The 14,321-nt window shown below is 69.9% G+C and carries 13 protein-coding genes; 1 reads left to right on the top strand and 12 read right to left on the bottom strand.

Annotated elements, in window-relative coordinates; all coding sequences use genetic code 11:
• Window positions 1–49 precede the first annotated feature (49 nt).
• From ACFPIH_RS05805 to ACFPIH_RS05790, 4 genes are all read right to left on the bottom strand, one after another.
• Window positions 50–544 (bottom strand): GNAT family N-acetyltransferase, encoded by a 495-nt coding sequence (locus tag ACFPIH_RS05805; RefSeq protein ID WP_381175346.1) that lies wholly within the window; start codon window positions 542–544, stop codon window positions 50–52.
• Window positions 541–1,485, bottom strand: coding sequence for an RluA family pseudouridine synthase (locus ACFPIH_RS05800; protein WP_381175348.1), 945 nt, complete (start codon window positions 1,483–1,485; stop codon window positions 541–543). Before ACFPIH_RS05800 ends, ACFPIH_RS05805 begins: the two co-directional genes overlap by 4 nt.
• 65 nt (window positions 1,486–1,550) lie before the next feature.
• On the bottom strand, window positions 1,551–2,138 hold the full coding sequence (gene lspA / locus ACFPIH_RS05795; RefSeq protein WP_381175350.1) for a signal peptidase II: 588 nt from the start codon (window positions 2,136–2,138) through the stop codon (window positions 1,551–1,553).
• 67 nt (window positions 2,139–2,205) lie between these two features.
• On the bottom strand, window positions 2,206–2,967 hold the full coding sequence (locus ACFPIH_RS05790; protein ID WP_381175352.1) for a TraR/DksA family transcriptional regulator: 762 nt from the start codon (window positions 2,965–2,967) through the stop codon (window positions 2,206–2,208).
• A 566-nt stretch (window positions 2,968–3,533) separates the two neighbouring features.
• Between ACFPIH_RS05790 and ileS the strand changes: the two genes are divergently transcribed.
• Window positions 3,534–6,674, top strand: coding sequence for an isoleucine--tRNA ligase (gene ileS / locus ACFPIH_RS05785; protein WP_381175354.1), 3,141 nt, complete (start codon window positions 3,534–3,536; stop codon window positions 6,672–6,674).
• A 210-nt stretch (window positions 6,675–6,884) separates the two neighbouring features.
• Here ileS and ACFPIH_RS05780 read toward each other — a convergent pair whose 3' ends face one another.
• From ACFPIH_RS05780 to murG, 8 genes are all read right to left on the bottom strand, one after another.
• A complete protein-coding gene (locus ACFPIH_RS05780; protein ID WP_381175356.1) occupies window positions 6,885–8,255 on the bottom strand; it encodes a DivIVA domain-containing protein in 1,371 nt (456 codons plus the stop codon).
• Between the two features lie 52 nt (window positions 8,256–8,307).
• Window positions 8,308–8,592 carry a YggT family protein gene (locus ACFPIH_RS05775; protein WP_381175358.1) on the bottom strand — a complete coding sequence of 95 codons (285 nt, stop codon included), beginning with the start codon at window positions 8,590–8,592 and terminating at the stop codon, window positions 8,308–8,310.
• Between the two features lie 83 nt (window positions 8,593–8,675).
• The gene (locus tag ACFPIH_RS05770) at window positions 8,676–9,326 is read right to left on the bottom strand and encodes a cell division protein SepF (protein WP_381175360.1); all 651 of its coding nucleotides are present in this window, start codon (window positions 9,324–9,326) and stop codon (window positions 8,676–8,678) included.
• A gap of 127 nt (window positions 9,327–9,453) precedes the next feature.
• On the bottom strand, window positions 9,454–10,188 hold the full coding sequence (locus tag ACFPIH_RS05765) for a YggS family pyridoxal phosphate-dependent enzyme (protein WP_381175362.1): 735 nt from the start codon (window positions 10,186–10,188) through the stop codon (window positions 9,454–9,456).
• A gap of 6 nt (window positions 10,189–10,194) precedes the next feature.
• Window positions 10,195–10,923, bottom strand: a complete 729-nt coding sequence (pgeF, locus tag ACFPIH_RS05760; RefSeq protein ID WP_381175364.1) for a peptidoglycan editing factor PgeF — start codon at window positions 10,921–10,923, stop codon at window positions 10,195–10,197.
• On the bottom strand, window positions 10,920–12,113 hold the full coding sequence (gene ftsZ / locus ACFPIH_RS05755; RefSeq protein WP_381175366.1) for a cell division protein FtsZ: 1,194 nt from the start codon (window positions 12,111–12,113) through the stop codon (window positions 10,920–10,922). The genes pgeF and ftsZ overlap by 4 nt, the downstream gene beginning before the upstream one ends.
• 277 nt (window positions 12,114–12,390) lie before the next feature.
• Window positions 12,391–13,185, bottom strand: a complete 795-nt coding sequence (locus ACFPIH_RS05750) for a cell division protein FtsQ/DivIB (protein ID WP_381175368.1) — start codon at window positions 13,183–13,185, stop codon at window positions 12,391–12,393.
• A gap of 36 nt (window positions 13,186–13,221) precedes the next feature.
• Complete coding sequence (gene murG, locus ACFPIH_RS05745; protein WP_381175370.1) at window positions 13,222–14,319, bottom strand: undecaprenyldiphospho-muramoylpentapeptide beta-N-acetylglucosaminyltransferase; 1,098 nt, start codon at window positions 14,317–14,319, stop codon at window positions 13,222–13,224.
• Between the last annotated feature and the right edge of the window lie 2 nt (window positions 14,320–14,321).

Here is a 14,321-nt window from a genome sequence, read left to right as displayed (position 1 = left end):
AGACGATCAGGAACATCCAGCCATCCAGAGTCGCATGCCCCGTCAGCCGCTAAAGAGAACGCCGCATGGACCGGTGCGGAATCCCCGCCTCCAGCTCCTCGGGTCCGTACGCCGTGTACCCCAGCCGCTCGTAGAAACCCAGGGCCTGTGTCTGCGCGTGCAGGTCCACCGCCGCGAGGCCTCGCGCGCGTGCCGCGTCCTCGATGGCCCGCACCAGGGCGACCCCGACGCCGAGACCGCGCGCCTCACGTGTCACGGCGAGCCGCCCTAGCGACCCGACCGACAGGTCCCCGCCGGTCTTCTCACCGGCCGCCTCGGGGCCGTACAGCAGCCGTCCGGTGCCCAGGGATACGCCGTCCTCCCGCACCGCCAGCACATGCAGCGCGCCGGCGTCGTACGCGTCGTACTCGAGGTCCTCGGGGACGCCCTGCTCGCGGACGAAGACCTCCTTGCGCACCGCGAAGCACGCCTCCAGGTCTGCGGGGTCCTCGGCGACGCGCACCGCGTACGCGCGCGTGCCGCTCGCCGACGGCGCCCCGCTCATCCGTAGGTCTCCTCGCGGACCTGGTCCAGTGCCTTCTGCAGGTCCGCCGGGTAGTCGCTGGAGAACTCCACCCAGTCCCCGTCCCCGGGGTGCTCGAAGCCCAGCCGCACCGCGTGCAGCCACTGCCGGGTCAGGTGCAGCCGCTTGGCGAGCGTCGGATCGGCGCCGTAGGTGAGGTCGCCGACGCAGGGGTGGCGGTGGGCGGCCATGTGGACGCGGATCTGGTGCGTGCGGCCGGTCTCCAGCTTGACGTCCAGCAGGGAGGCCGCGCGGAACGCCTCGATCAGGTCGTAGTGGGTGACGGACGGCTTGCCGTCGGCCGTGACCGCCCACTTGTAGTCGTGGTTCGGATGGCGGCCGATGGGCGCGTCGATGGTGCCGCTGGTCGGGTCCGGATGGCCCTGCACGAGCGCGTGGTAGCGCTTGTCGACCGTGCGCTCCTTGAACTGCCGCTTGAGCGAGGTGTACGCCCGCTCCGACTTGGCGACCGCCATCAGGCCGGACGTACCGACGTCGAGGCGGTGCACGATGCCCTGGCGTTCGGCGGCGCCGGAGGTGGAGATCCGGTAGCCGGCCGCGGCGAGCCCGCCGATGACGGTCGTCCCGGTCCAGCCGGGCGAAGGGTGCGCGGCGACGCCGACCGGCTTGACGATCACGACCACGTCGTCGTCGTCGTACACGATCTCCATGCCCTCGACGGGCTCGGCGACGATCTGCACCGGCGCGGGGGCCTGCGGCATCTCGACCTCCAGCCAGGCCCCGCCGTGCACCCGCTCCGACTTGCCGACCACCGAGCCGTCGACCGAGACCTTCCCCGCCGCGGCGAGCTCAGCGGCCTTGGTGCGGGAGAAGCCGAACATGCGGGAGATGGCGGCGTCGACGCGCTCGCCCTCCAGGCCGTCCGGCACGGGCAGGGTACGGATCTCGGGAATCGTGCTCACCCGTCGAGTATGCCGGACGCCTCCGACACAGCCGTACGCCCGTCCGAGCCCCCAGCCTCTGTGGATCAGTCCTTGTGGACGGTCCCGTCCGGGTCGAGGCCCTTGAAGGACAGCAGGACGATCAGGATGCCGCCGCACACGATCGCCGAGTCGGCCAGGTTGAAGACGGCGAAGTGCTTCGGCGCGATGAAGTCCACGACCGCGCCCTCGAAGACGCCCGGCGCGCGGAAGATCCGGTCGGTGAGGTTGCCCAGCGCGCCGCCCAGCAGCAGGCCCAGCGCGATCGCCCAGGGCAGGCTGTACAGCTTGCGGGCGAGCCGGGCGATCACCACGATCACCGCCGCCGCGATCGCCGTGAAGATGACCGTGAAGGCCTCGCCGATGCCGAAGGCCGCGCCCGCGTTGCGGATGGCCTCGAAGCGCAGCCAGTCCCCGATGATCTCGATCGGCTCGTGGTGCTCCAGCTTGGCGACCACGATCATCTTGCTGACCAGGTCCAGGACGTACGCGAACACGGCGACGGCAAAGAGCACGGCGATACGGCGCTTGCCCCGGGAGGGCCGCGCCTCAGTGCTCTCCTGCCCCTGCTCCGGCACGGCCCCTGCCGCCTCTGGGGTATCCGGCGTACCGATGACGCGCTCCGCCTCTGCCACGTGAGTCCCTCAACCTAGGTACCTGACTGAGGACGAGGGTACGGCACGCCTCCGCACACGCACGCGATCAGTACCGCCGCTCCTGCTTCTGCTTGCACTCGACGCACAGGGTGGCCCGGGGGAAGGCCTGCATGCGGGCCTTGCCGATGGGATTGCCGCAGTTCTCGCACAGGCCGTAGGTGCCCGCGTCCAGCCGTTCCAGGGCGTGCTCGGTCTGGATCAGCATCTCGCGCGCGTTGGCGGCCAGCGCCAGCTCGTGCTCCCGCGTGATGTTCTTCGTCCCGGTGTCCGCCTGGTCGTCGCCCGCGCCGTCCCCCGAGTCGCGCATCAGGCCCACCAGCGCCTCGTCGGAGGCGGCGAGCTCGGCGCTCAGCCGCGCCTGCTCGGACTGCAGGCCCGCCCGGGCCTCCGCCACCTCCTCCGGGGTCCAGGGGTCCTCACCGGGGCGCACGGCGAGTTCGCCGGGCTCCACTGCGGCGAGGCGCGCCTTGGGAACGGCGGTCTTCGCCGCCATGGCCGTACCAGGAGTCTTCTTCGCAACCACGTTCGTGGCTCCCGTCTGCTCCGCGGCCGTGGCCGCGCCCACCTTCTTGGCCGTGCTCTTCTTTCCCGCCCGCGCCGTCACCACGCCCCCGGCCCGCTTACCGACCACTTTCTTGCCAACCGCCGTCTTCTTGGCGGCGGCCTTCTTGGTGACCTTCTCGACAGCCGTTTCCTCGGCGACGGCCTTATTGGCGGCAACCGCCTTCTTCGCGGGTGCCTTCTTCGCAGGTGCTTTCTTGGCCACGGCCTTCTTCGCAGTGACCTTCGCGGTCTTCTTCGCCACCATGGCCGCGGCCCCTTCACATATTGTGATCTTGCGCGCAAATCGTTCTGGGACGATAAATCGACTCACGGCCCGCGGCAACGGGGGACACCGCCCGAATCACCCGCCCCCCTGCGCCGCAGCCCGTTCCCCGCCCGGCGATCCGTCGCGCCGACCGCCCCGGAATCCGAACACACGTACCCCGATCGAGAGAGACCATTCGGGTCACTCCGGGGACGCCGTAAACCGGTCGGCCGCTGTCGGTGCGGCGCCGTACACTGGGCGCAGCGAGAAGCGTGGATGGGGACGAGTAGCGGCGTACGCAGCCCAGAGCGACCCGGGGACGGTGGAAGCCCGGGGGCGAGCGCGACGTGAACATCACCCCGGAGCCGCCGGAAGAAAGTCCCGGCCGAAAGGCACAGGCGAGTAGAACCGGCATCGCGACCCCAATGAGGGGGCTCCCCGGGGCGGACGGCGCACCGGAGGGCCAAGGAGGGTGGTACCGCGGGAGCGCGCCGCACACGGCGTCCACAGGCAAGAAGGCTCTCGTCCCTCCGACGGAAGGCAGTACGTCCGCCGGAGGAAGCTCGTTGAATACGCAGCCGCAGTATCGCCAGGTGCCCGCCCAGGTCGACCTGCCCGCCCTCGAGCACACCGTGCTCGACTTCTGGCGCGAGCAGAAGATCTTCGCCAAGAGCCTGGAGCGGTCCGAGGGCCGCCCCGAATGGGTGTTCTACGAGGGCCCGCCCACCGCCAACGGCATGCCCGGCGCCCACCACATCGAGGCCCGCGTCTTCAAGGACGTCTTCCCCCGCTTCCGCACCATGCGCGGCTACCACGTGGGCCGCAAGGCCGGCTGGGACTGCCACGGCCTCCCGGTGGAGCTCGCGGTCGAGAAGGAACTCGGCTTCAGCGGCAAGAAGGACATCGAGGCGTACGGCATCGCCGACTTCAACGCCAAGTGCCGCGAGTCCGTGCTGCGCCACACCGACGCCTTCTCCGCGCTGACGACCCGCATGGGCTACTGGGTCGACCTCGACGAGGCATACGTCACCATGGAGCCCGAGTACATCGAGTCCGTCTGGTGGTCGCTGAAGGAGATCTTCAAGAAGGGCCTGCTGGTCCAGGACCACCGCGTCGCCCCCTGGTGCCCCCGCTGCGGTACCGGCCTGTCCGACCACGAGCTGGCGCAGGGCTACGAGACGGTCGTCGACCCGTCCGTGTACGTCCGTTTCCCGCTCACCTCCGGTCCGCTCGCCGGCCAGGCCGCCCTCCTGGTCTGGACGACGACCCCCTGGACCCTGGTCTCCAACACGGCTGTGGCCGCGCACCCGGAGGTCACCTACGTCGTCGCGACCAACGGCGAGGAGAAGCTCGTCGTCGCCGAGCCGCTCGTCGCCAAGGCACTCGGCGAGGGCTGGGAGACCACCGGCGAGACCTTCACCGGCGCCGAAATGGAGCGCTGGACCTATCAACGTCCGTTCGAGCTCGTAGAGTTCCCGGAGCCCGCCCACTACGTGGTGAACGCCGAGTACGTCACCACCGAGGACGGCACGGGTCTGGTCCACCAGTCCCCCGCCTTCGGCGAGGACGACCTCAAGGTCTGCCGCGCCTACGGCCTGCCCGTGGTGAACCCCGTCCTGCCCGACGGCACCTTCGCCGAGGACGTGCCGATGGTCGGCGGCGTCTTCTTCAAGAAGGCGGACGAACGGCTCACCGAGGACCTTCAGCAGCGCGGCCTCCTGTTCAAGCACATCCCGTACGAGCACAGCTACCCGCACTGCTGGCGCTGCCACACCGCCCTCCTCTACTACGCGCAGCCGTCCTGGTACATCCGCACCACCGCCGTCAAGGACCGCCTCCTCCAGGAGAACGAGAAGACCAACTGGTTCCCGGACACGGTCAAGCACGGCCGGTACGGCGACTGGCTGAACAACAACATCGACTGGGCGCTCTCCCGCAACCGCTACTGGGGCACCCCGCTGCCGATCTGGCGCTGCGAGGACGACCACCTCACCTGCGTCGGTTCCCGCACCGAGCTCACCGAGCTGACCGGCACCGACCAGTCCGGCCTCGACCCGCACCGCCCGTTCATCGACGACGTCACCTTCCCGTGCCCGCAGTGCGAGAAGACGGCCACGCGCGTGCCGGAGGTCATCGACGCCTGGTACGACTCGGGCTCGATGCCGTTCGCGCAGTGGGGCTACCCGTACAAGAACAAGGAGCTGTTCGAGAGCCGGTACCCGGCGCAGTTCATCTCCGAGGCCATCGACCAGACGCGCGGCTGGTTCTACACGCTGATGGCGGTCGGCACGCTGGTCTTCGACAAGACCTCGTACGAGAACGTCGTCTGCCTCGGCCACATCCTCGCCGAGGACGGCCGCAAGATGTCCAAGCACCTGGGCAACACCCTGGAGCCGATCCCGCTGATGGACCGGCACGGCGCGGACGCGGTGCGCTGGTTCATGGCGGCCGGCGGTTCCCCGTGGGCGGCCCGCAGGGTGGGCCACGGCACCATCCAGGAGGTCGTCCGCAAGACGCTCCTGACGTACTGGAACACGGTCGCCTTCCAGGCCCTGTACGCCCGTACGTCCGGCTGGGCGCCGTCCGAGGCCGATCCGGCCCCGGCGGACCGCCCGGTCCTGGACCGCTGGCTGCTGTCCGAACTCCACGCGCTCACCGACCAGGTGACGCAGGCTCTGGAGGCGTACGACACCCAGCGCGCCGGCAAGCTCCTCTCGGCGTTCGTGGACGACCTCTCCAACTGGTACGTCCGCCGCTCCCGTCGCCGCTTCTGGCAGGGCGACAAGGCCGCGCTGCGCACCCTGCACGAGGTCGTGGAGACGGTCACCCGGCTGATGGCCCCGCTGACCCCGTTCATCACCGAGCGGGTCTGGCAGGACCTGGTCGTGCCCGTCACGCCGGGCGCCCCGGAGTCCGTCCACCTCTCCTCCTGGCCCGAGGCGGACCTCTCCGCGATCGACCCGGAGCTGTCGAAGCAGATGGTCCTGGTCCGCCGGCTGGTGGAGCTGGGCCGCGCCACGCGCGCGGAGTCGGGCGTCAAGACCCGCCAGCCGCTGTCCCGCGCGCTCATCGCGGCCACCGGCTTCGACACGCTCTCCACCGAGCTGCACACGCAGATCACGGAGGAGCTGAACGTGGCGGCCCTCGCGTCCCTCGCCGAGGTCGGCGGCTCGCTGGTCGACACCACCGCCAAGGCCAACTTCCGCGCCCTGGGCAAGCGGTTCGGCAAGCGAGTCCAGGACGTCGCCAAGGCCGTCGCGGGGGTCGACGCCGCCGCGCTCGCGCTCGCCCTGCGCGAGGGCACGGCCTCGGTCGAGGTAGACGGCGAGACGGTCACCCTCGCCCCCGACGAGGTCATCATCACCGAGACCCCGCGCGAGGGCTGGTCGGTCGCCTCCGACTCCGGTGCCACGGTCGCCCTCGACCTGGAGATCACCGAGGAGCTGCGCCGCGCGGGTCTGGCCCGGGACGCGATCCGTCTGATCCAGGAGGCCCGCAAGAACAGCGGCCTCGATGTCGCCGACCGCATCGCGCTCCGCTGGACCGCGACCGACCCGGCGACGGTGGACGCGCTGAGCGGGCACGCCGCTCTGATCGCCGACGAGGTTCTCGCAACGGAGTTCTCCGAAGGTTCGGCGGACGACACGTATGGTCCGGCGTTCACCGATGAGGGGCTGACCCTGACGTTCCGCCTGCGGAAGGTGTAGCTCTTCTCCGGTGGCGGCTGCGGGTCGCGGGGGCTGGTCGCGCACACGCGGCGGAGCCGCATATGTCACGGCCCCGCGCCCCTTCGGGGCGCTGCCGTCGCCGGTGAATTCATGATCGACGTCAACACGCGTAAAAGGGGCGGGCCCCGGATCGAAATCCGGGGCCCGCCCCTTTGAACGCAGCCGACGCCTACGGCGTATTAGTGGCCGTCAGTTGTCGTCCTCGTCGATGAGGAAGCCACGCATCGGCGAGGGAGCCTGGCCCATCGGGGAGGGGCCCTGGGGACGTACCGGAGCCATCGGCTGAGTCATGGCCGGGGACATCTGCTGCTGCCCGCCGTAGGACGGCGCGGCGGGGCTGGGAGCACCCATGCCCGAGCCACCCATGCCGGAGCCCATACCGCCCGAGCCCATGCCGGGAGCGCCGGAGCCGTAGGACGGGGCGCTCGCGCCGGCCGGAGCCATGGAGGGCGCCGGGGACGGCGGCAGGGAGGCGGCGGCCGGAGTACGCGGCGGCGCGAGGGAGTCGTCGGCCTGGGTCTCCAGCTGACGCAGCTGGGACTCGAGGTACGACTTCAGACGCGTACGGTACTCGCGCTCGAAGCCACGCAGATCCTCGACCTTGCGCTCCAGCGTGGCGCGAGCGGACTCCAGGGAGCCCATCGCGACGCGGTGCTTCTCCTGCGCGTCCCGCTCCAGGGCGTCGGCCTTGGCACGGGCATCACGCTCGAGGCCCTCGGCACGCGAACGCGCCTCGCCCACGATCTTGTTGGCCTCGGAACGGGCCTCGGCGATCGCCTGGTCGGCGGTCTGCTGGGCCAGCGAGAGGACACGGGCGGCGCTGTCGCCACCGGGACCCTGACCGGGGCCGCCCATCGGACCGCCCATGGGGCCACCCATCGGGCCGCCCATCTGCTGCTGCATGGGGGGCTGGCCACCCATCGGGCCGCCCATGGGGCCACCCATCGGACCCTGGCCCATCGGGCCGGGACCCTGCGGACCGCCCTGGCCGCCGGGGCCGGCGGGCAGCTGCGGGGCACCGCTCGGCAGCTGGGGCGGGCCGCCCATGGGGCCGCCCATGGGGCCGCCCATCTGCTGCTGCGGCGGGCCAGATATGCCGGCGGGTACCGGTGCGCCGGGACCGCGCATGCCCTGCTGCGGCATTCCCTGCTGCGGCATCCCTTGCTGGGGCATGCCCTGACCGGGCATCCCCTGACCGGGCATGCCCTGCTGAGGCATGCCGCCCTGCTGCATGCCCTGCTGCTGCATACCGCCCTGCTGCATGCCCTGCTGCTGCATGCCACCCTGCGGCATGCCGCCCTGCTGCATGCCACCCTGCTGAGGCATACCGCCCTGCTGGTCCTGCGGCTCCGGGGGCTTGCGCATGTTCTGCTGGTTCTGGGCCGCGGCACGGGTCGCGGCGGCCAGTTTGGCGCGCAGGTCCTCGTTCTCGCGGAGCAGCCGCGTCAGTTCCGCTTCGACCTCGTCGAGGAAGGCATCGACCTCGTCCTCGTCATAGCCTTCTCGGAGGCGGACGGTCGTGAACTGCTTGTTCCGCACGTCCTCGGGGGTCAACGGCATCTCTTCACCTCAACGTTGTCGTCGGCTTCGGCAAGACGGTAGTTCACATCGATCACAGCCCGCTCACGATCGTGATCAGGATGTAGACGATGATCATCAGTACGAAGAAGGACAGGTCAAGCGCCACGCCCCCGAGACGCAACGGCGGGATGACCCGCCGCAGAAGCTTGAGGGGCGGATCGGTGACAGTGTAGGTGGCCTCCAGAACGACCACCATCGCCTTGCCGGGTTGCCATGAGCGGGCGAACTGGAAGACGTAGTCCATGACCAACCGAAAGATCAGCACCACGAGGAAGCACATCAGCACGAACTTGACGACATCCAAGAACACGCTCATGATCCGTGCTTCCCTCTCCCCAGTTTCCGTGCCGCTCTGTACCGCTTCGTACTTCTTTGTACTGCCGTATCCGGTCTTGCGTCTCAGCTCTGGTTGAAGAACCCGCCCTCTGCGATGCGGGCCTTGTCCTCCGCCGTGACATCGACGTTAGCAGGAGACAACAGGAACACCTTCTGGGTCACCCGCTCGATGCTGCCGTGAAGACCAAACACCAAACCGGCCGCAAAGTCGACAAGTCGCTTCGCATCTGTGTCATCCATCTCAGTCAGATTCATGATCACCGGGGTGCCCTCACGGAAGTGTTCCCCGATGGTACGGGCCTCGTTGTACGTCCGGGGGTGGAGCGTGGTGATCCGGTAAGGCTCTCGTTCCGACACGACCTTGGGCATGATCACCGGTGCGTTCTTCTCCAGGGACTGACGTTCTTGTGTGATGGACGCCACGGGCGCGATGCGCGCCGGACGCCCGGATTCCGCGGCAGAGGAGGCGGATCGGGCCAGCGGCTCGCGCGGCGCGGGCGGCTGCACGATACGCACCTCTTCGTCCCTTTGGGACTGATGTGACTGATGTGCGTTGTGCGACTGGTGGGACGGCTCATGTCGCCGGTGGTCCCGCTCGGGTTCCGGGTCGAGCTCGGGTTCGAAGTCGTCATCGGGGTCGAAACCCCGGCCGTCGTACCCATCGTCCTCCACGAGGCCGAGGTAGACCGCCATCTTGCGCATCGCGCCGGCCATGCTCTGAGTCCTCCGCTCTGTGGTGGATCGGTTTCGACTGCCAAGTCCCGCGATCCACGAGGCCCTTGTGCCCGTCTTGTGACGGCAATGACCATATTTTCTGCTGTGGTCCGACTTCCTGGCGACGTTACCCGAGCCTGGGGCGGACTCCGAGTACCGCAGTGCCGACGCGCACATGTGTCGCCCCGGCGGCCACGGCCTCCTCGAGGTCCGCACTCATCCCTGCGGACACCATGTTCGCAGCAGGATGAGCTCGGCGCAGGTCAGTCGACAAATCCATCAACCGCCCGAAAGCTGCCCGTTGGCGGCCCGCGTACTCCCCGGTCAGCGGTGCGACGGTCATCAGTCCGGCCAGCCGCAGCCCCGGGGAACCCGCGACCAGGCCGGCCAACTCTCCGATCCCGCCCGGGGCCACACCGCCCCGCTCGCCCCGGGCACCTCCTCCCGCCGAGGGCTCCCCGGCGTCGAGGGCGACCTGGATCAGACAGCCCACCTCGCGGCCGGCCCGCTCCGCCTCCTTCGACAGCGCCGTCACCAGCCGGGCCCGGTCGACGGACTGCACGAAGTCCGCGTAACCGACCACGGATCGGGTCTTGTTCGTCTGCAACTGGCCGACGAAGTGCCAGGAAAGTGGCAGATCCGAGCATGTCGCGGCCTTGGGCGCGGCGTCCTGGTCCTTGTTCTCGGCGACGTGGCGGACGCCGAGTTCCGCCAGGATCCGCACATCGCTCGCCGGATAGGTCTTGGTGACCACGATCAGGGTCACGTCCTCCCGCTCCCGGCCGGCGGCGGCGCACGCGCGGGCGATGCGTTCCTCCACCTTCGCGAGGTTCGCGGCGAGTTCGTCCTTACGGTCCGTCATGCCCGATCAGTCCAGCCAGACATATCCCGCGAGTCGCCCCGTGGAGCGGTCGCGGCGGTACGAGAAGTGGTCGGGCGACTCCCGCGTGCACACCGGCGACTGCTCCCGGTCGCGCACCCCGCGCCGGTCGAGCTGCGCGTGCACGCCGGCGGTCACATCGACCGCGGGAGTGCCCCAACTCGTCTCGGCGTGCGCCGTCGGCTCCACTCCCGCGACGTCGGCCCGCATCTCCTCCGGCACCTCGTAGCACCGGCCGCACACGGCGGGTCCGGTGCGGGCGACGATCCGGGCGGGATCGGCGCCCAGCGACTCCATCGCGTCGACCGCGGCGGGCACGATCCCCTTGACCATGCCGGGCCGTCCGGCATGGGCGGCGGCGACCACTCCGGCGACGGGGTCGGCGAGCAGCACCGGCACACAGTCGGCGGTCAGGACGGCCAGGGCGAGACCGCGGGCGGCGGTCACCAGTCCGTCGACCTCCGGCGTGAGCCGGGTGGTCCAGGGGCCGTCGACCTCGGCCACGTCGTTGCCGTGCACCTGGTTCATCCAGACGACCCGGCCGGGGTCGAGGCCGAGGGACTTGGCGGCCAGTTCGCGGTTGGTCCGTACGGCCTCGGCGTCGTCGCCGACCGCGCCGCCCAGGTTGAGCTCCTCATACGGAGCGGCGCTCACCCCGCCCCACCGGTCGGTGAAGGCGAAGTGCGCGCCGCTCACGCTTTCGCGCCGTCCTATCACTTGAGGAAGTCCGGCACGTCCAGTTCCTCGGCCGCGCTGTCCGAGTAGGTCCGCGACGGCGGCACCGGCGGGGAGACCGGGAGGTCGGCCACCGGCTCGGGCGCCGGCTCCGGCTCCTCCTTCGGCGTGACGCTGCCGAGCGAGCCGAACGAGGGGCGCTCGGGCTGCCGTACCGGAGTGGGCTCGTCGCGGCGGGCGGAGGCCGAGGACGCGCCGAGGACGTTGTCCCGGCGGGCCGGGGGCTGGCCCCCGTCGAAGCCGGCCGCGATGACGGTGACCCGGACCTCGTCGCCGAGCGCGTCGTCGATGACCGCGCCGAAGATGATGTTGGCCTCCGGGTGGGCGGCCTCGCTGACCAGCTGGGCGGCCTCGTTGATCTCGAACAGGCCGAGGTCGGAGCCGCCGGAGATGGAGAGCAGGACGCCCCGGGCGCCGTCGATGGAGGCCTCCAGGAGCGGCGAGGAGATCGCCATCTCGGCGGCGGCCACCGCGCGGTCGTCGCCGCGGGCCGAGCCGATGCCCATGAGCGCCGAACCGGCCTCGGACATGACCGACTTGACGTCGGCGAAGTCGAGGTTGATCAGGCCGGGGGTGGTGATGAGGTCGGTGATCCCCTGGACGCCGGAGAGCAGGACCTGGTCGGCCGACTTGAAGGCGTCGAGGACCGAGACCTGGCGGTCCGAGATGGAGAGCAGCCGGTCGTTGGGGATGACGATGAGGGTGTCGACCTCTTCGCGGAGTTCGGCGATGCCGTCCTCGGCCTGGTTGGCCCGGCGCCGTCCCTCGAAGGTGAACGGGCGGGTGACCACGCCGATGGTGAGGGCGCCGAGATTGCGCGCGATGTTGGCCACGACGGGCGCGCCGCCGGTGCCGGTGCCGCCGCCTTCACCGGCCGTCACGAAGACCATGTCGGCCCCCTTGAGGACCTCCTCGATCTCCTCGCGGTGGTCCTCGGCCGCCTTGCGGCCGACGGCCGGGTTGGCGCCTGCGCCGAGTCCACGGGTCAGTTCGCGGCCGACGTCGAGCTTGACGTCGGCGTCGCTCATCAACAGCGCCTGAGCGTCGGTGTTGATGGCGATGAACTCGACGCCCTTGAGACCGACCTCGATCATCCGGTTGATGGCATTGACACCACCGCCGCCGACACCGATGACTTTGATGACTGCGAGGTAGTTCTGCGGTGCTGCCACGTCGAAGGCCTCTCGCCTCGAGTTACGTGTCGTCGCCTCGCGGGTGACGCGATCCGACGACTGATGCCGAATGGGACGGTCCGTTTCGCCGACCCGAACCCTAACGCTGAAGTTTAGGGTTACCAGTGTGTCTGTTCCTTGGAGTCTTCTGAACAGGACACTAAGTCGACAAGTGGCGCCCGTTCAACGAACACGCCGAACCTCCCGTTTTTCTTTTCACCCTATGTGATCAGCCGTGTCGCTGCCCAACCAGGGTGCTGGCCTGCGCGTATGTGCGTCAACTCCCCGATGACGCAGGGGCGGTGGGGACGCTGACATCGAAGTGCCGTGCGGCTGCGGAGGCTTTCATGAGAGCGATGAGCGTACGGCCCTTCAGGGCGCCGCGTTCGGCACTCCCCCAGGCGATCGTGCGGCCGTCGGCCAGCTCCAGCGAGATGTCGTCATAGGAACGGACCTTGACGCTGCGTGTCTGTTTCGCGACGGCGGCCGGAATGTCCCCGGCCACCCGCACCGCCTCGCGCACCAGCCGGCCCTCGCCGAAACGCCGCAGGCTCGCGGCGCCCGAACCTGACGAAGAGACGGCCATTTCGAGGAAGGGCGCGTTCTTCGGCGCTTCGGAAACCGTGGCGAAACGGACGCCTTCATCGTCCACTTCGATGAACTTCGACCCTTTTCTCACGAGCAGAACGGGTTGCCGCTCGGTCACTTTCAGGCCGATTCCATGGGGCCAGGAACGGACGACGTCCACTTCGTCGATGCGCGGCAGTTTTTCGCGCAGACGCGTCTCGATCACATCGGTGTCCACGGAAATCAACGGCGATCCGACCGGTACGGCGGCGGCGTCGAGCACCTGCTGCGGCGTCAGCACCTGGGTGCCGGACACATTGACGCGTTCGACGCGCGTCCACTGCGAGCCGTACAACACCCAGACACCGCCCACACCGAGGAGGACGGCGAGCAGCACGAGAATGATGATCACACGAAGCCGGCGCGGGCCCAGTCTGCGGACGAGGGGCGGGCCGGACGAGTCCTGCTGGCGTGCACCGCGTTCGGCGGTGACGGATCCGGCCACGCTCCCTGCCCTTTCGCTCACATGGAAATGCGGTCCCTAACGATGCGCACGGCTGGCCGCGATCGCCTCGTACACCATGCCGACGAGCAGGTCGTCGGCGTCCCGGCGGCCGAACTCGCTGGCGGCGCGGGACATCTCGTACAGCCGGTGCGGGTCGGCGAGCACCGGCAGCACGTTCTCCCGGACCCACTCGGGGGTGAGTTCCGCGTCGTCGACGAGCAGTCCGCCGCCGGCCTTGACCACCGGCTGGGCGTTCAGCCGCTGTTCGCCGTTGCCGATGGGCAGCGGGACATAGGCGGCCGGGAGCCCGACGGCGGAGAGTTCGGCGACGGTCATCGCGCCCGCGCGGCAGAGCATCATGTCGGCCGCGGCGTACGCGAGGTCCATCCGGTCCACGTACGGTACCGGGATGTAGGGGGGCATTCCCGGCATCTGCTGGACATGCGGCAGTTCGTTCTTCGGGCCGACCGCGTGCAGGATCTGGATACCGGCCTGCTGGAGCCACGGCGCGACCTGCTGGACCACCTCGTTGAGGCGGCGAGCGCCCTGCGAGCCGCCGGAGACCAGCAGCGTCGGCAGGTTGGGGTCGAGGCCGAACATGTGCCGGGCCTCGGGGCGGGCGGCGGCGCGGTCCAGGGTGGCGATGGAGCGGCGCAGCGGGATGCCGATGTAGCGGGCGTCCCTGAGCTTGCTGTCGGGCGTGGAGACGGCGACCCGGGCGGCGTACCGGGAGCCGATCTTGTTGGCCAGGCCGGGGCGCGCGTTGGCCTCGTGGACGACGATCGGCACGCCGAGGCGCTTGGCGGCGAGATAGCCGGGCAGGGCGACGTAACCGCCGAAGCCGACGACGCAGTCCGCCTTGGTGCGTTCCAGGATCTGCTCGGCGGCCTTGATCGTGCCGCGCAGCCGGCCCGGGACGGTGATCAGCTCGGGGGTGGGCTTGCGCGGCAGCGGTACGGCCGGGATGAGCGCGAGATCGTAGCCCCGCTGCGGAACGAGTTGGGTCTCCAGTCCGCGCTCGGTGCCCAGGGCCGTGATCCCCACGGTGGGGTCCTGCCTGCGCAGGGCATCCGCGAGGGCGAGCGCGGGCTCGATGTGGCCGGCGGTCCCCCCACCAGCGAGTACGACATGCACCG

The organism is Streptomyces vulcanius, from assembly GCF_042653945.1.
GTDB lineage: Bacteria > Actinomycetota > Actinomycetes > Streptomycetales > Streptomycetaceae > Streptomyces > Streptomyces mangrovi.
Note: the sequence above shows the minus strand (reverse complement) of the source record. Positions and strands in the feature narration are given on the sequence as shown.